The organism is Pseudomonas sp. YY-1 (assembly GCF_002843095.1).
Classification (GTDB): domain Bacteria; phylum Pseudomonadota; class Gammaproteobacteria; order Pseudomonadales; family Pseudomonadaceae; genus Aquipseudomonas; species Aquipseudomonas sediminis_A.
The window spans coordinates 140,419-158,476 of record NZ_PJLX01000005.1 but is presented as its reverse complement, the minus strand read 5'-3'; the positions used below and the strand labels follow the sequence as shown (position 1 = coordinate 158,476).

The window sequence follows — 18,058 nt, the reverse complement described above, 5'->3', positions numbered from 1 at the left end:
TGTAACGGACAAGAGACAACCGCATGTACCTGACCCCGCAGCACATCCTTATCGCCGGCGCCACCGGACTCACCGGTGAACACCTGCTCGACCGCCTGCTCAGCGAGCCAACGGTCGCCCGCGTGCTGGCACCGACACGCCGCCCCCTGGCCGCACACCCGCACCTGGAAAACCCGGTAGGTGACCTGCAGGCCCTGCTGCCGCAGCTATCCGGGCAGGTCGATACCGCCTTCTGTTGTCTGGGCAGCACTATCAAGCAGGCCGGCTCACAGGAAGCCTTCCGCGCCGTCGACCATGACCTGGTGCTGGCATTCGCCCGTCGCGCTCGCGAGCTCGGCGCACGGCACTTGGTGGTGATCAGCGCCCTGGGCGCCAACGCCGGATCAAAGGTGTTCTACAACCGCATCAAGGGCGAAACCGAGGAAGCGTTGAAAGCCATGGACTGGCCGCAACTGACCATCGCCCGCCCATCGCTACTGCTCGGCGCGCGTCATGAATTCCGTCTCGGCGAGCGCCTGGCGGCGCCGCTGCTGCGCTGGCTGCCGGGCAAGTACCGCGGCATCGACGCCTGTGCCCTGGCCCGCGCCCTCTGGCGCCTGGCTCTGGAAGAGGAAGACGGCGTGCGCGTGATAGAGTCCTCCGACCTGCGCCGCCTGGGGCGCTGACGTGGTGGATAAAGCGATGAAACCGACAAGCCTGATCGAGGCGCTGCAAGACGCCGACATGCTCGAGATCGACGGTCTGTATGCCTGGCAGTTCGACCTCGACACCGAACTGCTGGCGCAAATCAGCGCTGGCACGGCGGGCAGCGACAGCGCCGCCAAACCGCTGCTACAGGTGCACTGCATCGATGGTCGCGAGCGCCGCTTGTGGAAGTTCTCCCTGGCTTCGGTACAGGCCGCGCGCTACAGCGAAGCGGACGACAGCTGGCTGATCGAAGGCAACGATGTCAGCCACACGCTCAAATGCTTCGCTGCTTACCGCGGCGACAACGATGAGGACGATGAAGGGCAGGACGAAGCCTGAACCATGGGCCTCTATGACCGCCATATCCTGCCGCATCTGATCGATTTCGCCTGCGGCATGGGCGCGGTGATGAAGGCGCGCTCGCAGATCGTGCCGCTAGCCAAGGGCCGAGTACTGGAGATCGGCATCGGCAGTGGCCTCAACCTGAGTTTCTACGATCCGCAGCGGGTCGAGGTGGTGGTTGGCGTCGACCCGTCCGCCGCCATGCAGCGCCTGGCCCGTGAGCGCGCCGAACGTTGCCAGGTACCGGTGGAGATGATCGCCCTGGAGCTGGGGCAAATTCAGGCAGCGGATGCCAGCTTCGATGAAATCGTCTGCACCTTCACCTTGTGCACCATCCCCGATCCGGTCTCTGCTCTGCGTGAAATGCGCCGCGTGCTCAAGCCTGGCGGGCGCCTGCTGTTCTGCGAACACGGCCTGGCACCGGACCTCCCCGTGGTGCGCTGGCAGAAGCGCCTGACGCCACTGTGGAAACCGCTGGCCGGCGGCTGCCATCTGGATCGCGACATACCCGCGCTGATCGAGGCTGGGGGCTTTCATATCCGCCAACTGGATACCGGCTACCTGAAAGGGCCCAGGCCCATGACCCACGTCTATCGTGGCTGGGCCGACTGAGCACCGCCCTGAGCTCGCATAGTCGACATAGGCGGCCATACTGCAGAACAGGTTGCTGGAACTCGCCCATGGAAGCCGCCCCGCGCATGAAGCCCCTTTCGTTACACCACCTCGTTAACCTGCTGCTGTGTCTGTGCCTGCTGGGCTGCGCCTGGAGCACCGCCGCGGAGGCACGCACGGTCAGGGTCGGCGTGTACGCCAACGAACCAAAGATATTTGCCGATGCCAACGCACAGCCCTCGGGCATTCTCGGTGAACTGCTGCAGGCCATTGCCAACGAGGAACGCTGGCAGCTGCAGACAGTGCCCTGCGCCTGGCAGCAATGCCTGCAACTGCTGCAGGACGGCGAGATCGATCTGCTGCCGGACGTCGCCTTCAGCGAGGAGCGGGCACACCTGATGGACTTCCATCAGGTGCCTTCGCTGTTCAGTTGGTCACAGCTGTACAGCCACGAAGAGCTGCGCCTGCAGAGCGTGCTCGACCTGCGCGGCCTGCGTATCGCCGCGTTGGAGGGTTCGATTCAGTTCCAGTATCTGCAGAGCTTGCTCAGCAGCTTCGGCCTGCAGGCGCAGATGATTCCGCTCAGCGACCTGAGCCAGGGCTTTGCCATGGTGCTTGCCGAGCAGGCCGATGCAGTGGTGGCCAATCAGCTGTTCGGTGACTATCACGCCGCCAACTACCGCCTGATCGCGACACCGATCATGTTCCAGCCTGCACAGCTGTTCTACGCCACGCGCAAGGGCGCCAACGGCGAGCTGCTCAGTGCCATCGACCAGCACCTGCAGAATTGGCAATCAGCGCCTGGCTCTATCTACTTTCAGGTGCTGCAGCGCTGGAGTGGCGCGCCTCAGCAGCGCAGCGTGCCCGTCCTGTTCTGGTGGGGCCTGGCGCTGCTCGCCGCGCTGCTGACGTTGGCCATTGGCGGCAGCCTGCTGTTGCGCCGCCAGGTCGCCGACAAGACCCGACATCTCAAGACCAGCGAAGCGCGCCTCAATACCATCCTCGACAGCGTCGAGGCGCATATCTACATCAAGGACCCGCAACTGCGTTATCAGTATGTCAATCGCAAGGTCTGCGAGCTGTTCGGCCGCAGCGCCGAACAGGTTATCGGCCATAGCGATGCCGACTTCTTCGACAGTGACACGGCGCAAGCACTGGGCATCAACGACCGACGCGTACTGGCTGGCGAGCGCATCGAGAGCGAGGAAACCAACCGTGATCGCTACGGCCGTAACGAGCGCACCTACTTTTCGGTGAAGCTGCCGCTGCGTGCGGCCGATGGCAGCATCTACGCCCTGTGCGGCATTTCCACCGACATCACCGAGCACAAGAAGAACCTCGAACAGATCCATCAACTCGCCTATTACGACGCGCTCACCGGCCTACCCAATCGCCGCCTGCTGCTCGAACACCTGCAGTTTGCCCTGGCCCGCAGCGCACGCAGTCGACGTGAGGGCGCGCTGCTGTTCATCGATCTGGACAATTTCAAGCAGCTCAATGACACCCTCGGCCATGACATGGGCGATCTGCTGCTGCAACAGGTCAGCGAGCGCCTGCTCAATCAGGTGCGCCTCGAAGACAGCCTGGCGCGCCTCGGCGGCGACGAATTCGTATTGATCCTGGAGAACCTCGAGCCCGAGCCTCAGGCTGCCATCGCCACTATCGAGCATGTCGCAGAAAAACTACTGCGCGCTCTGGCCACCCCGTTCGAGCTGCCCGGCTATAACCACAGCGGCAGCGCCAGCATCGGTGTCGCCTTGTTCTCGCAACCCCATGACAAGCCCGAGGAGCTGCTCAAGCACGCCGACCTAGCGATGTATGAAGCCAAGGCCGCCGGGCGCAATACCCTGTGCTTCTTCGACCCGCGCATGCAGCAGGCACTGGCGGCCCGCGCCACCCTGGAGCACGAGCTGCGCCGCGCTCTGAGCGAGGCTCAGCTGCTTCTGCACTACCAGCCGCAGGTGGATGAACGGGGTGAACTGCTCGGCGCCGAGGCACTGGTGCGCTGGCAACACCCACAGCGCGGTCTGGTACCGCCTGGCGAGTTCATCCCGCTGGCGGAAAGCACCGGGCTGATACTGCCCATGGGCCGCTGGATCCTGCACACCGCCTGCCAGCAACTCGCCTCATGGGCCAATGACCCGCAGCGCGCCGAGCTGACCGTGGCGATCAACGTCAGCGCCCGCCAATTCCATCATCCGGACTTCGTAACCGACGTGCTCAGCGCGCTACAGAAGACCGGAGCCAACCCCCACAAGCTGGAGTTGGAGCTGACCGAGAGCCAGCTGGTGCAGGACATCGAAGCGCTGATCAACAAGATGGGCCAGCTCAGAGCCTACGGCGTGCGCTTCTCGCTGGACGACTTCGGCACCGGCTACTCATCGCTCAGCTACCTGAAACGCCTGCCACTCGACCAGTTGAAGATCGACCGCAGCTTCGTTCGCGACCTGCTCGACAATGCCAGCGATACCGCCATCGTGCGGACCATTCTCGCTCTGGGGCAGGCGCTGGAGTTGCGCGTCATCGCCGAAGGCGTAGAGAGCCAGGCACAGCGCGATGCCTTGCTAAGCCTGGGCTGTCGCCACTTCCAGGGCTACCTGTATGGCGTCCCGCAGCCGGCCGAACAGATCGGCGTCTACGGTCGAGCCACCCTCGACCTGCAGCAGGGCTCAGCGTAAAGGCTCAGACGCGCACCGGCTCACGCAACGCCAGGCTGTCCACCAGACCGGCGGCGATAGCCATACCCACCAGCTCGGCCAGCGTCTCGGCCTGCATGCGTTTCATCACCCGTGAGCGATAGAGGTCGACGGTTTTCACGCTGATATCCAGCTGCTCGGCGACTTCACGGTTGGTGTAGCCGCGCACCAATGGCAAGAGCACGTCACGCTCACGCGGGGTGAGTTGATCGAGCCGTGCCTGGACTCCGGCCAGACGCGGATCGCGCCGGGTTAGAGGCTTGCGGCGCTCCAGCGCCTGCTGCACGCTGTCGAGCAGCAGTTGCTCGTTGTAGGGCTTCTCGATGAAATCCACCGCGCCGGCCTTGAACGCGCGCACGACGATGGGCACGTCGGCGTGACCGCTGACGAAAATTATCGGCAGGTCGATACCCCGTGCGCGCATTTCCTCCTGCACATTGAGCCCACCCATACCCGGCATGCGCACGTCGAGCAGCACACAGGCGTTGGCCGCCGCATCGCAGGCCTCGAGAAAGGCGCGACCGCTGGTGAACGGCACGCCCTTGAGGCCTACCGACTCCAGCAGCCAGAGCGTCGAGTCGAGCATGCCCTGGTCGTCATCGACCACGTAAACCAGTTGTTGCATCCCTGTGCTGCCCCTCTTGTTGTTATGCGTTTCATCGGTCGCGGCTAACGCCCCCTCGCACAGTTTGCATGCCCTGTGGGAGGGGCTTTAGCCGCGACTGTTCGACAACGACTCATCGTCCCTACCCAGCGGCAAGCGGCACTCCAGACACAGCCCGCCGCCTTCGACCGGGAAGGCCTCCAGCGCACCGCCGAAGCCTTCGATGATGCTGCGGCTCATGGACAGGCCTAGCCCCAGTCCATCGGACTTGCTGGTGTAAAAGGGCGTGAACAGCTTGCCCATCTGCTCGTCACTGACACCCGGCCCCTGATCGATCACCCGAATCGCCAGGTTGCCGTCCGCTTCGCTTGCCTCCAGACGGACCTGCGAAGGTGCACCAGGGTGACGTTCGCGGTTGGCATCGATGGCATTGCGCAGCAGGTTGAGCAGCACCTGTTCGAGCAGCACGCGGTCGGCGAATACCGGCGGCAGATTGTCCGGCAACAGGTCGCTCACCGCCACCTGCGCCGTACCGGCCTCCCAGTTGCACAGACGCACCGCCTCGCGCGCCACCTCGGCCAGGTTCAGCGCCTGCATGCGCCGCTGGCCCTTGCGCAGGAAAGCACGCAGGCGCTTGATCACGGCCGAGGCATGATTGGCGTGCTCGGTGATGCGTGCCAGGCCCTGGCCCACCTTGTCCACACCGGCCGGATCGCCGCCGACGCCCTGCAGGTAGCGCTGGCTGGCGCTGGCGTAGTTGACCACCGCCGCCAGCGGCTGGTTGATCTCATGGGCGATACCCGAGGCCAGCTCGCCCAGGGTGATCAGCCGCGTGGTATGCGCCAGCTCGTCCTCCAGACGGCGCTTGTTCTCCTCGGCCTGGATGCGCGCGGTAATGTCGCGCGACACGCTGACCACCTCCACCACCGCACCGGTGTAAGTCTCGCGGATGGCGCGGCTGGCGGTCTCGAACCAGAGGTAGTGACCGTCGCGGTGGCGAATGCGATAGCTCATGGTGTGGTAGCCATCCTGCTCCAGTGCCTCGCGCGCCTGCTTGGCTTGCTGAGCCTGATCCTGCGGATGCAGCAGGCTGTCGACCGCCATGCCGCGTAGCTCTTCCGGCCAGTAGCCGAGCAACGTCCAACTGGCAGGCGTGGCGTCGAGGAACACGCCGTCCGGGGTGTGCCGGGAAATCAGGTCGGTGGTGTTCTCGGTGATCAGCCGATACAGCCGTCGCGCGCGCGCCGCTTCGCGCTGCTCGCGAATCTCCTGGGTCGCTTCGCGGCAGCGCGCCAGCACACGGCGCTCGGCAACATCGGGGATAAAGCTCCAGATCAGGATGCGCTCGCCGTCCTGTGCCTCCACTGCCTCGATCGCGCGCCCCTGCTCCAGGCAAGCACGCACCAACGGCACATGGTTGACTGGCAGCAGCGCGCCCGCCTGTGCCAGCGCACGGTCGCCGAGCAAGTTCTGCAGGGCCTGATTGAATTCCAACGCCCGTGCCTGCTCGTCGAGCAGCAGCGCCGGCTGCGGATCGGCCGACAGCAGCGGCGCGCTGCGCGCCATGCCACCGGCCAGCGCGATCAGTTGCGCCAGCAGCTCGCGCAGCCAGGGCAACCACTCCAGGCCGGCATCTTCGTCCACCTGCAGCAACAACAGGCCGGCACCACCCTCCTCCAAGCTCAGCGCCAGGGCCTGACCGTGATGAATAGCAGCGCGGCGCAGTCGACCCGCCAGCCAGCAGGGCAACTGACGCACTGCTTCCAGGCTCAGGCAGGGCTGCGTCGTCAGCGCCTCGAACAAGGCCTGATCGCTGGCGGCAAGCGGATCACCCTGGCCCGGCGGCAAACGTGGCCCGCCATCTTCCTGGGCATAGGTGCGGCTGGCCGGCTGCCAGGTCAGGTACCAGGCCTGGCGTACCTGTGGGCAGCCAAGTACGGCGCGACGCAAAGCTGCCGCCCGCTCGTTGAGGGATGGCGCTTCGCGCTGGATACGCAGCCAGGCCTGCAGCGGCACGGCCGCCTGATCACGCGAAAGAGTCATATAGTAATTATTCTATAAAACCTTGGTACAACTTCCATAAAAAATAGAAATGACCTATAAATTACCGCCAGCAAGCTTCGGTAATGCCTGCATCATTACCGGAATAACCAGAGCTAACAATCAGCCAAAGGTGTATCCGCCATGTCGATCTACGAACAGGGCCTCGGCCGCGCCGCCGTCAACCATGTGGCCCTCAGCCCCCTTAGCTTCATCGAGCGTACCGCGGCGGTCTACCCGCGATATCCGGCGGTGGTGCATGGCTCGATTCGCCGCAACTGGGCCGAAACCTACGCGCGTTGCCGGCGCCTGGCTTCGGCGCTGGCCGGTCGCGGTATCGGCAAGGGCGACACGGTAGCGGTGATGCTGCCGAACATTCCGGCCATGCTCGAAGCGCATTTCGGCGTGCCGATGATCGGCGCGGTGCTCAACACCCTCAACGTGCGCCTGGACGCCGAAGCCATCGCCTTCATGCTGCAGCATGGCGAAGCCAAGGTGGTGATCGCCGACCGCGAGTTCTATGACGTGATCCATGCGGCCATCGGCATGCTCGACCACCCGCCGCTGGTGATCGACGTCGACGACCCCGAGTACGGCGAAGGCCAGGCGGTCAGCGATCTGGACTACGAGGCCTTCCTCGCCGAAGGCGATCCCGAATTCGCCTGGCAGTGGCCCACTGACGAGTGGCAGGCCATCAGCCTCAACTACACCTCCGGCACCACCGGCAACCCCAAGGGCGTGGTCTATCACCACCGCGGCGCCTTCCTCAACGCCATGGGCAACCAGATGACCTGGGCCATGGGCAACCACCCGGTCTACCTGTGGACGTTGCCGATGTTCCACTGCAATGGCTGGTGCTACCCCTGGACGATCACCGCCCTGGCGGGCGTGCACGTGTTCCTGCGCCGCGTCGACCCGGCGAAGATCCTCACCCTGATCCGCGACGAGCAGGTCACCCACCTGTGCGGCGCGCCTATCGTACTCAACGCCCTGGTGAACATGCCGGACGAGGCCAAGGCGGCCATCGATCACCCGGTCAAGGCCATGGTCGCCGGCGCTGCACCACCCGCCAAGGTCATCGGCGCGGTGGAAGAAATGGGCATCGCCGTGACCCACGTCTACGGCCTCACCGAGGTCTATGGCCCGGTAACCCTGTGCGCCTGGCACGCCGAATGGGACGAGCTGCCGCTGGAACAACGCGCCACCATCAAGGCGCGCCAGGGCGTGCGCTACCCGACCCTGGAAGGGGTGATGGTCGCCGACCCGAAAACCCTGGAGCCGGTACCGCGTGACGGCCAGACCATCGGCGAGATCTTCATGCGCGGCAACACCGTGATGAAGGGCTACCTGAAGAACCCCAGCGCCACCGCCGAGGCCTTCGAGGGCGGCTGGTTCCACACCGGCGACCTGGGCGTGTGCCATGCCGACGGCTACGTGGAAATCCGCGACCGCCTCAAGGACATCATCATCTCAGGCGGCGAGAACATCTCCACCATCGAGGTCGAGGGCGTGCTCTATCGCCACCCGGCGGTGCTGGAGGCGGCCGTGGTCGCCCGTCCGGACGAGAAATGGGGCGAGACGCCCTGCGCCTTCATCACCCTGAAGACCGGCCAGCAGGCCAGCGACAACGAGATCATGAGCTTTTGCCGCGAGCACCTGGCCGGTTTCAAGGTGCCCAAGACCGTGGTCTTCACCCAGCTGCCCAAGACCAGCACCGGCAAGATCCAGAAGTTCGTCCTGCGCGATATGGCCAAGGCTCTCTGACCACGTAGCCCGGATGCAATCCGGGGACAGCGATTCGCCCCCCCGGATTGCATCCGGGCTACGGCAAAACCGCACCGTTTTCACAACAACAAGAACCGGCCCAGGCGGCCGACGGAGAACCCTCATGCAAATTTTCAAGCGCCGTGACGGCGACGAGCAACCGCACTGGCCTCTGGGCCCGTTCAAGCTGCGCCTGCCCTTCGTGCATTACCGCTGGGAAACCGCCGAGATGCTGCAGGCACTGATCATGTTCGTGGTCAGCCTGGCGATGATCCCGCTGCTGGAGAAATACCTCGGCCTGCCCTACGACGTGGCCCTGGCCTACGTGGTGGTATGCGGCATCGGCTTCATGCTGCCGGCGCTGCTCGGCGTGCCGCTGGTGCCGGGCTGGATCACCCCCGGCATCCCCGTGGTGCTGTTGTTTCTCGGCAACTACGAGCCGGGCCCAGCGGCCATTCAGGCGCTGTTCGCCTTGCAGTTTCTGGTGTTCGTGATCTTCCTCTTCCTCGGCGTCACCCGCCTGGGCAGTGCACTGGTACGACTGATCCCCAACTCGATGAAGGGCGGCATCATCATCGGCGCCGGTATCGCCGCACTGATGGGCGAGATCAGCGCTGGCGGCCGCCTGGCCAACACACCGATTTCCCTGGTGCTGGGCAGCCTGATCTGCCTGTACCTGATGTTTTCGGTGTCGTTCAAAGGCCTGACCGAGCGCGTGCCCTTCGCCCGCAAGATCGTCAACTACGGCATGGTGCCGGGTATGCTGATCGCCATCTTCATCGGCATCGGCGTGGGCGAGTACAAGATGCCGGACGTGAAATGGGGCATCACCGCGCCGGCCTTCGGCGAAATGTGGAACTACCTGCCGTTCAATGTCGGCTTCCCCGGCCTGGACGTGTTCATGCTGGCCGTGCCCACCGCGGTGATCGCTTACGTGATCGCCTTCGGCGACATCATCGTCGGCCAGTCGCTGATGCAGCGCGCCGATGAACTGCGCACCGACGAGGTAATCGAAAACAACGTCGACCGCATCCACCTGGTAACTGCCATCCGCAACGCCCTGCATGCCTTCTTCGCACCCTACCCAGGCCTGGCCGGCCCGCTGTGGACGGCGGTGGCGGCGACCATGGCCGAGCGCTACAAGTACGGCCGCAAGGCGATGGATTCGATCTACAGCGGCGCAGGCACCTTCTGGATCACCGGTTTCGCCGCGCTGTTCATGCTGCCGCTGGTCAGTTTCTTCCAGCCGGTACTGCCGATCGCCCTGTCGCTGACGCTGATCCTCACCGGCTACATCTGCCTGATGGTCGGCTTCGAGCAACTGAACAACAACACCGAGCGCGGCATCGCCGGCACCATGGGTGTGGTGCTCGCCGTCTACGGCGCGGGCTGGGGACTGGCTGCAGGCGCCGCGCTGTACATCCTGGTCGAACGCACCCATCTGCTTAAATTCACCAGCGTCAAGGATAAGCCGCAAAGTCCGGCGGAAGCCGACTGACGGATTTCGTTCCACACGCGCCGCGCTCGTCGCGGCGCCACTGCTGTCGAGGTTGCACAATGCCCGAGTTCAACGCCCCGCTGCGCGATATGCGCTTCGTCCTCCATGAAGTCTTCCAGGCGCCGAGCCTGTGGGCACGTCTGCCGGCCCTGGCGGAAACCGTCGATGCCGACACCGCCGATGCCATCCTCGAAGAAGCGGCCAAGGTCACCGGCGGCCTGATCGCACCGCTCAATCGCAGCGGCGACGAGGAAGGCGCGCAGTGGGTCGACGGCGACGTGCGCACCCCGGCTGGTTTCCGCGAGGCCTACGCCACCTACACCGAAGGCGGCTGGGTCGGCCTCTCCGGCAACCCGAATTACGGCGGCATGGGCATGCCCAAGATGCTCGCCGTGGCCTTTGAGGAGATGCTCTACGCCGCTGGTTCCAGCTTCGCGCTGTATTCCGCGCTGAGTTCCGGCGCCTGCCTGGCCATCGACGCCCACGCCAGCAAAGAGTTGAAAACCACCTATCTGCCACCGATGTACGAAGGCCGCTGGGCCGGCTCCATGTGCCTGACCGAGGCCCATGCCGGCACCGACTTGGGCATCATCCGCACCCGCGCCGAGCCGCAGGCCGACGGCAGCTACAGGATCATCGGCAGCAAGATCTTTATCACTGGCGGCGAGCAGGATCTGACCGAGAACATCATCCACCTGGTGCTGGCCAAGCTGCCCGACGCACCGGCCGGGCCGAAAGGCATCTCGCTGTTCCTGGTGCCCAAGGTGATGGTCAATGCCGACGGCAGCCTCGGCGAGCGCAATGCGGTGACCTGCGGCTCGATCGAGCACAAGATGGGCATCAAGGCCTCGGCCACCTGCGTGATGAACTTCGACGGCGCCACCGGCTACCTGATCGGCGAAGTCAACAAGGGCCTGGCGGCGATGTTCACCATGATGAACTACGAGCGTCTGTCCATCGGCATTCAGGGTATCGGCTGCGCCGAGGCTTCCTACCAGTCGGCGGTGGCATATGCACGCGAGCGCATCCAGAGCCGCGCCGCCACCGGTCCGGTGGCGAAGGACAAGATCGCTGACCCGATCATCGTCCACGCCGACGTACGCCGCATGCTGCTGACCATGAAGGCGCTGAACGAGGGCGGTCGTGCCTTTGCCTGCTACGTTGGCCAGCAGCTCGACCTGGCCAAGTACGCCGAGGACGCCAGCGAGCGGCAGAACGCCGAAGCGCTGGTCGCCCTGCTGACACCGGTGGCCAAGGCCTTCTTCACCGACACCGGGCTGGAAAGCTGCGTGCACGGCCAACAGGTATTCGGCGGCCACGGCTACATCCGCGAATGGGGCCAGGAGCAACTGGTGCGCGATGTGCGCATCGCACAGATCTACGAAGGCACCAATGGCATCCAGGCGCTCGACCTGCTCGGGCGCAAGGTGGTGGCCAATGGTGGCGCCGCGCTGCGCCTGTTCGCCGGTGAAGTACGTGATTTCGCCCATGCCCATGAATCGCCCTTCGGTGATCGCCTGGTGGAAGCGCTGGAACGCCTGGAAGCGGTCAGCGGCTGGCTGCTGGAGCAGGCCAAGAGCGAGCCCAACGCAGTCGGTGCCGCCTCGGTGGAGTACCTGCATCTATTCGGCTACGTCGCCTACGCCTACATGTGGGCACGCATGGCCGCCGTGGCGCAAAGCAAGCTGGGTGAAGACGAAGCCTTCTACGGCAGCAAGCTCGCGACCGCCGAGTTCTTCTTCGCCCGTCTGCTGCCGCGCACCCTGAGCCTGGAAGCGAGTATTCGTGGTGGTAGCCAGTCCTTGTATGGCCTGGCCGCCGAACAGTTCTAAACATAGGGCAGGTGCAATCCGCCACCGCCGAGCCGGCGGCCCTGCAAGGTTGAGCGTGTTGCGCGGCGCTTCGGCGCCGCGCTTTTTTATTCGAGCTTCGGCTGGCCCTGCCCAGCCGACGAGGAGTCCTTATGCGTGAAGTCGTGATAGTCGCCGCCTGCCGTACCGCCATCGGCAGCTTTCAGGGCGCGTTGAGCCGCATACCCGCGCCGCAACTAGGCGCCGCGGTGATCCGTGAACTCCTGGCCCGCACGGGAATCGAGGGCGAGCAAATCGACGAAGTGATTCTCGGCCAGGTGCTCACCGCGGGTTCCGGGCAGAACCCGGCGCGCCAGAGTGTCCTGCTCGCCGGCCTGCCACATACGGTGCCGGCCATGACCCTGAACAAGGTCTGCGGCTCCGGCCTCAAGGCGGTGATCCTCGGTGCCCAGGCCATTCGTGGCGGCGACGCCGAGATCATCATCGCCGGCGGCCAGGAGAACATGAGCCTGGCGCCCTACGTCATGCCCGGCGCCCGTAGCGGCCTGCGCATGGGCCATGCGCAATTGGTCGACACGATGATTCAGGACGGCCTATGGGATGCGTTCAACAATTACCACATGGGTATCACCGCCGAGAATCTGGCCGAGCAGTACGGCGTCACCCGCGCCGAGCAGGACGCCTTCGCCCTGCGTTCGCAGCAGCGCGCCCAGGCCGCCATCGACGCGGGGCGCTTTGCAGGCGAGATCGTCCCGGTGGAAATCCCCCAGCGCGGCACCGAACCACTGCGCTTTGCCCAGGATGAACAACCGCGCGCCGGCACCAGCTTGGACAGCCTGGGCAAGCTGCGCGCGGCCTTCAAGAGCGACGGCACGGTGACCGCAGGCAACGCCTCGACCCTCAACGATGGCGCTGCTGCAGTGCTGCTGATGAGCGCCGAGAAAGCCGACGAACTGCAACTGCCGGTGCTGGCACGTGTCGCAGCCCACGCCAGCGCCGGGGTCGATCCGGCAGTGATGGGCATCGGCCCGGTATTCGCCAGTTGCAAGGCGCTGGAACGCGCCGGCTGGAGCCTGGAACAGCTCGACCTGATCGAGGCCAACGAAGCATTTGCCGCCCAGGCCATCGCCGTCGGCCGCGAACTGCATTGGGACAGCGCCAAGGTCAATGTCAACGGTGGCGCCATCGCCCTCGGTCACCCCATCGGCGCCTCCGGCTGCCGCATCTTGGTCAGCCTAGTGCACGAGATGCAGCGCCGCGATGCCCGTCGTGCCCTGGCTACCCTTTGCATCGGTGGCGGCCAGGGTGTGGCCCTAGCCATCGAACGCTGAAACAATCGCCACGAACGGACAAGAACAAGAGAAACCCCATGCGAACCCTGACCACCCTGACCGGCAACAGCCAGAAACTCGATGGCGGCGCCATGTTCGGCAACGCGCCCAAGGCCCTCTGGCAGCGCTGGATGCCAGCCGACGAACTGAACCGTATCGACCTCGGCTGCCGCGCCCTACTGGTACAGGAAGATGAACGCAACATCCTGGTCGAGACTGGCATCGGCGCCTTTTTCAGCCCGGAGCTGAAGCAGCGCTTCGGCGTGCAGGAAGATCGCCACGTGCTGCTCGACAGCCTGGCAGCCGTCGGCCTGAGCGACGCCGATATCGATATCGTCGTGCTCACCCACCTGCACTTCGACCATGCCGGCGGCCTGCTCGCCGCCTGGCAAGAAGGCCAGCCCGCACGCCTGCTGTTCCCCAATGCCCGCTTCGTTACGGGTCGTCGCCAGTGGCAACGCGCACGCCAACCCCATGCCCGCGACCGCGCCTCCTACATTCCGGAGCTGCTCGACCTGCTGGAAAACAGCGGTCGCCTGCTGTTGCTCGACGAGAGCGACAGCTGCGAGCTGCTCGGTCCAGACTGGCGCCTGCACTGGAGCGACGGCCACACACCGGGCCAATTGCTGCCGGAGGTGGTCATGCCGGGTGGGCCGGTGGTGTTTCCCGGAGACCTGATCCCCGGTGCGCCCTGGGTGCACCTGCCGATCACCATGGGTTACGACCGCTTCCCCGAAGGCCTTATAGAGGAAAAGGAAGCGCTGCTCAGCGATCTGTTTTCCCGGAGCGGCCGACTGGTATTCACCCACGACCCGGACGTGGCCATGGGCCGGGTAACACGTGACGAAAAAGGTCGCTTCGGGCTCGATGAAGCCGAAAAAGCAGCGCATCTGCTGGCAAACTGACGCCATCAGGCCTTGACGTGCTGGCCATGCGGCGCGAGCATGGCCGCTTGTTTTTTCGCCGTGCTCACGACCACGCCAGCGCCAGGACGGGGCTTTGCCTGACCAGCACAGACTGGCACCGCGTCGTGCTCACCTCGACAGACCTGGGGAACCGCTTCATGAGCCTGGCCTCTGTACGCACCTTCTTCGCCGCCAAGGCGCCCGACATCGCGATCATCGAACTGCAGTCCAGCACCGCCACCGTGGCGCTGGCTGCCGAGGCGCATGGCGTATCGCCGGGACAGATCGCCAAGACCCTGGCCTTTCGTATCGCCGAACGCGACGTGCTGATCGTCGCCCGTGGCGACGCCCGCATCGACAACCGCAAGATGAAGGAATGCTTCGGCGCCAAGTCGCGCATGCTCGATGCGCAAACGGTGATCGAGCTGACCAGTCATCCGGTGGGCGGCGTCTGCCCATTCGGCCTGGCTACACCGCTCAGCGTCTACTGCGACCGCTCGTTGCTGGCCTTCGATGAAGTCCTACCGGCGGCCGGAGCCACCCACAGCGCCGTACGCATCGCTCCGCAGCGCATGGCCGAACTGGTCGATGCCGAGTGGGTCGACGTATGCCAGGAAGTAGAAACGGAAACCTGCTGAACGACGCCAGCAACGCCAACCCCGTAGGCTGCGCCAGCGCCTTCTCCGCATTACATCCGAGTTACAGCCCGCCGCTGATGCCCAGGCTTACGCCCAGCGCAGTGGCCAGTGACAGGGGCAGCAACAAGGTATCGAGCAGCGCACTGCCCGGTAGATCCAGCCTGGGATAGCTCGGCGCTTCGGCACCGAAACGGTCTAGCGGGCAGCACCCGCCATTGATCGTGTACCAATCCAGCCGCGTACCGGCATAGACCACCGGCGCACCAGGCTTGGCCGCGTCCAGCGTGCGTACGGTGGCGCAGCCGCTGAGGCTCAGCAGCGCCACGGCGCATAAGAGCAGGCGCACGCTGCTAGTCATCCGACACCAAATGATGCTCGCCCCAGCGCGGCAACATGTCCTGGGGGATATTCAGGCAATTGAGGATGCGCGCGACCACGAAGTCCACCAGATCATCCAGCGTCTGTGGCTGATGATAGAAGCCGGGCGATGCCGGCAGGATGGTCACGCCCAGATTCGACAGCTTGAGCATGTTCTCCAGATGGATGCTCGAATACGGCGCCTCACGCGGCACCAGAATCAGCTGGCGGCGCTCCTTCAAGGCTACGTCGGCGGCGCGCTCGATCAGGTTGTTGCAGGCACCGGCAGCGATGGCCGACAAGGTGCCGGTGCTGCACGGCACCACCACCATGGCAGTGGGCGCACCGGAGCCGGAGGCGGCCGGGGCCATCCAGTCCTCCTTCCCGTAGACGCGGATCTGCCCCGGCGCCGCGCCGGTGTACTCGGTCAGGAACTGCGCCATGGACTGCGGTTTGGCCGGTAGCGCCACGTCGGTCTCGGTAGCCATCACCAACTGCGCAGCCTTGGAGATCAGGAAGTGCACCTCGCGCTCTTCCTGCACCAGACAGTCGAGCAGGCGCAGGCCATATTGCGCGCCCGAGGCGCCGGTCATGGCCAGGGTAATTCTCTCAGGGCCGCTCATGGATGCTCCGTAGGGCGGGTGCAACCCGCCGGTTCTTGATATGTGGCGGGTTTCACCCGCCCTACCGCTGGGGTATGCGTTTCAGTCCAGAGCCTTGGCCAGCTTGCCGTGCAAACCACCGAAGCCACCGTTGCTCATGACCACCACTTGGGTACCGGGGCGCGCCAGGGCCTTCACACCGTCGATGATCGACTCCAGCGAGTCGCACACCCGCGTCGGATTGCGCGCCTGCGCCACGGTGGCGGCCAGGTCCCAGCCAAGATTCGGCGGCGCGTACCAGAACACCGCATCGGCCTGTTCGGCAGACTCGGCCAGGCCGTCACGATGGGCGCCGAGTTTCATCGAATTGGAGCGCGGCTCGATCACCGCGATCACCTGAGTGTCGTCGCCAACGCGCTTGCGCAGGCCGTCGAGGGTGGTGGCAATAGCCGTGGGGTGATGGGCGAAGTCGTCATAGATGGTCACGCCGCCCACCTCAGCGACTTTCTCCATACGCCGCTTGGCATTGATGAACTGGCCCAGTGCCTCGATGCCCAGCGCCGGCACAACGCCGACATGGCGCGCTGCGGCGAGCACGGCCAGGGCGTTGGCGACGTTGTGCTGGCCGGTCAGGTTCCACTCTACGGTGCCCTCGACCTTGCCGTCGAAGCTCACCTCGAAGCGCGAGCCATCCGCACTGAGCAGACGTGCCTGCCACTGGCCACCTTCACCGGTGGTCTGCACGGGCGTCCAGCAGCCCATCTCGATCACCCGCGCCAGCGCGCTTTCGCTGGCCGGATGGATGACCAGCCCCTCGCTCGGAATGATTCGTACCAGGTGGTGGAACTGCCGCTCGATAGCTGCCAGATCCGGGAAGATGTCCGCATGGTCGAATTCCAGGTTATTCAGAATCGCCGTGCGTGGGCGGTAGTGGACGAACTTGCTTCGTTTGTCGAAGAAGGCGCTGTCGTATTCATCGGCTTCGACCACGAAGAACGGCGTGTCGCCCAGGCGCGCGGAGATGCCGAAGTTCTGCGGCACGCCGCCGATCAGGAAGCCTGGCGCCATGCCGGCGTGCTCCAGCACCCAGGCCAGCATGCTTGAGCTGCTGGTCTTGCCATGGGTACCGGCCACCGCCATCACCCAGCGTCCCTGCAGCACGTGGTCGGCCAGCCACTGCGGGCCAGACACATAGGGCAGACCCTTGTTGAGTACGTACTCCACCGCCGGATTTCCGCGGCTCATGGCGTTGCCGATCACTACCAGATCGGGCGCCGGCTGCAGGTGCGCCGGGTCAAAGCCCTGCATCAATTCGATGCCCTGGGCTTCGAGCTGGGTGCTCATGGGCGGATAGACATTGGCGTCGGAACCGGTGACGTGGTGGCCGAGTTCCTTGGCCAGCACCGCGAGCGAGCCCATGAAGGTGCCGCAGATGCCGAGAATATGGATATGCATGAATAACCTCTATGAAGCCCGACGCTGGGGCGTGAAGCGATGGCCGCAGGTTAGCACAGCCCCCACCGGGCGGCTGCTGCGCCCTGTTCAGACAAGGACGCGAAAACCAAGTTGCCGGACAAGCGAAAATCAAACGCTTGCTTGGATTGCGCTTTCAACTGGCTTTGAGGCAGCATCGACCGAGTCGCTGGCATATACAGCTGCATCGCCGCTGCTGCCCACCACAAAGAGAAGCCGAGGCCCACCATGCGCATCGTCCAAGCCACCTTGGAGCACCTGGATCTGTTGACCCCGCTGTTCGTCAAATACCGCGAGTTCTACAACGAGCTGCCCTACCCCGAGTCGTCGCGCAAGTTTCTCGAGAAGCGCCTGCGCCGCAAGGAGTCGGTGATCTACCTGGCCCTGGCCGACGACGAAGACAAGCTGCTCGGCTTCTGCCAGCTCTACCCCAGCTATTCCTCGCTGTCGCTCAAACGCGTGTGGATTCTCAACGACATTTATGTAGCCGAAGACGCTCGCCGCCAACTGGTGGCCGACCGCCTGCTGCACACGGCCAAACAGATGGCCAAGGACACCAACGCCGTACGCATGCGCGTGGCCACCAGCCGCGACAACGAAGTGGCGCAGAAGGTCTACGAGTCCATCGGCTTCGTCGAAGACGAGCAGTTCAAGAACTACGTGCTGCCGATCAACGTCGACTGAGACAGCGAGCGCTC

Annotated in this window: 16 protein-coding genes; 11 read left to right on the top strand and 5 right to left on the bottom strand. The window is 64.7% G+C overall.

The genetic code is table 11. The annotated features are described in order from the left end of the window. The first annotated feature begins 23 nt into the window (after positions 1 to 23). The 4 genes from CXP40_RS09315 (at position 24) to CXP40_RS09300 (ending at position 4,319) form a co-directional block, all read left to right on the top strand. Positions 24 to 665 carry an oxidoreductase gene (locus CXP40_RS09315; protein WP_099526351.1) on the top strand — a complete coding sequence of 214 codons (642 nt, stop codon included), beginning with the start codon at positions 24 to 26 and terminating at the stop codon, positions 663 to 665. A gap of 16 nt (positions 666 to 681) precedes the next feature. Then, on the top strand, positions 682 to 1,026 hold the full coding sequence (locus CXP40_RS09310) for a DUF5629 family protein (protein WP_099526350.1): 345 nt from the start codon (positions 682 to 684) through the stop codon (positions 1,024 to 1,026). A 3-nt stretch (positions 1,027 to 1,029) separates the two neighbouring features. Further along, the gene (locus tag CXP40_RS09305; RefSeq protein ID WP_106733482.1) at positions 1,030 to 1,641 is read left to right on the top strand and encodes a class I SAM-dependent methyltransferase; all 612 of its coding nucleotides are present in this window, start codon (positions 1,030 to 1,032) and stop codon (positions 1,639 to 1,641) included. Positions 1,642 to 1,709: 68 nt separating this feature from the next. Further along, positions 1,710 to 4,319 carry an EAL domain-containing protein gene (locus tag CXP40_RS09300; protein ID WP_218238993.1) on the top strand — a complete coding sequence of 870 codons (2,610 nt, stop codon included), beginning with the start codon at positions 1,710 to 1,712 and terminating at the stop codon, positions 4,317 to 4,319. 4 nt (positions 4,320 to 4,323) lie between these two features. Here CXP40_RS09300 and CXP40_RS09295 read toward each other — a convergent pair whose 3' ends face one another. Next, positions 4,324 to 4,962: a response regulator transcription factor gene (locus tag CXP40_RS09295; RefSeq protein ID WP_106733481.1), complete on the bottom strand. Its 639-nt coding sequence runs from the start codon at positions 4,960 to 4,962 to the stop codon at positions 4,324 to 4,326. A gap of 87 nt (positions 4,963 to 5,049) precedes the next feature. Next, complete coding sequence (locus CXP40_RS09290; protein WP_106733480.1) at positions 5,050 to 6,984, bottom strand: sensor histidine kinase; 1,935 nt, start codon at positions 6,982 to 6,984, stop codon at positions 5,050 to 5,052. Between the two features lie 141 nt (positions 6,985 to 7,125). On the opposite strand from CXP40_RS09290, the gene CXP40_RS09285 reads away from it, so the two are divergent. The 6 genes from CXP40_RS09285 (at position 7,126) to CXP40_RS09260 (ending at position 14,928) form a co-directional block, all read left to right on the top strand. After that, entirely contained in the window at positions 7,126 to 8,745 is a 1,620-nt protein-coding gene (locus CXP40_RS09285) for an acyl-CoA synthetase (RefSeq protein WP_106733479.1), read from the top strand. A 124-nt stretch (positions 8,746 to 8,869) separates the two neighbouring features. Next, on the top strand, positions 8,870 to 10,243 hold the full coding sequence (locus tag CXP40_RS09280; RefSeq protein ID WP_106733478.1) for a solute carrier family 23 protein: 1,374 nt from the start codon (positions 8,870 to 8,872) through the stop codon (positions 10,241 to 10,243). Between the two features lie 59 nt (positions 10,244 to 10,302). Continuing rightward, positions 10,303 to 12,075, top strand: a complete 1,773-nt coding sequence (locus CXP40_RS09275) for an acyl-CoA dehydrogenase C-terminal domain-containing protein (protein WP_106733477.1) — start codon at positions 10,303 to 10,305, stop codon at positions 12,073 to 12,075. Between the two features lie 131 nt (positions 12,076 to 12,206). Then, positions 12,207 to 13,385 (top strand): acetyl-CoA C-acetyltransferase, encoded by a 1,179-nt coding sequence (locus CXP40_RS09270; protein ID WP_106733476.1) that lies wholly within the window; start codon positions 12,207 to 12,209, stop codon positions 13,383 to 13,385. Positions 13,386 to 13,423: 38 nt separating this feature from the next. Continuing rightward, positions 13,424 to 14,290, top strand: coding sequence for an MBL fold metallo-hydrolase (locus CXP40_RS09265; protein ID WP_106733475.1), 867 nt, complete (start codon positions 13,424 to 13,426; stop codon positions 14,288 to 14,290). Positions 14,291 to 14,448: 158 nt separating this feature from the next. Beyond that, complete coding sequence (locus tag CXP40_RS09260) at positions 14,449 to 14,928, top strand: YbaK/EbsC family protein (protein ID WP_106733474.1); 480 nt, start codon at positions 14,449 to 14,451, stop codon at positions 14,926 to 14,928. A gap of 61 nt (positions 14,929 to 14,989) precedes the next feature. On the opposite strand, the gene CXP40_RS09255 is transcribed toward CXP40_RS09260, so the two are convergent. The 3 genes from CXP40_RS09255 to mpl form a co-directional block, all read right to left on the bottom strand. Then, entirely contained in the window at positions 14,990 to 15,286 is a 297-nt protein-coding gene (locus CXP40_RS09255) for a YceK/YidQ family lipoprotein (protein ID WP_106733473.1), read from the bottom strand. Further along, positions 15,279 to 15,908 (bottom strand): flavin prenyltransferase UbiX, encoded by a 630-nt coding sequence (gene ubiX / locus CXP40_RS09250; protein WP_064494985.1) that lies wholly within the window; start codon positions 15,906 to 15,908, stop codon positions 15,279 to 15,281. The genes CXP40_RS09255 and ubiX overlap by 8 nt, the downstream gene beginning before the upstream one ends. A gap of 81 nt (positions 15,909 to 15,989) precedes the next feature. After that, positions 15,990 to 17,342, bottom strand: a complete 1,353-nt coding sequence (gene mpl / locus CXP40_RS09245) for a UDP-N-acetylmuramate:L-alanyl-gamma-D-glutamyl-meso-diaminopimelate ligase (protein WP_106733472.1) — start codon at positions 17,340 to 17,342, stop codon at positions 15,990 to 15,992. A 246-nt stretch (positions 17,343 to 17,588) separates the two neighbouring features. Here mpl and CXP40_RS09235 point away from each other — a divergent pair, with 246 nt between their 5' ends. Beyond that, positions 17,589 to 18,044 carry a GNAT family N-acetyltransferase gene (locus CXP40_RS09235; protein WP_106733470.1) on the top strand — a complete coding sequence of 152 codons (456 nt, stop codon included), beginning with the start codon at positions 17,589 to 17,591 and terminating at the stop codon, positions 18,042 to 18,044. The last annotated feature ends 14 nt before the right edge of the window (positions 18,045 to 18,058 follow it).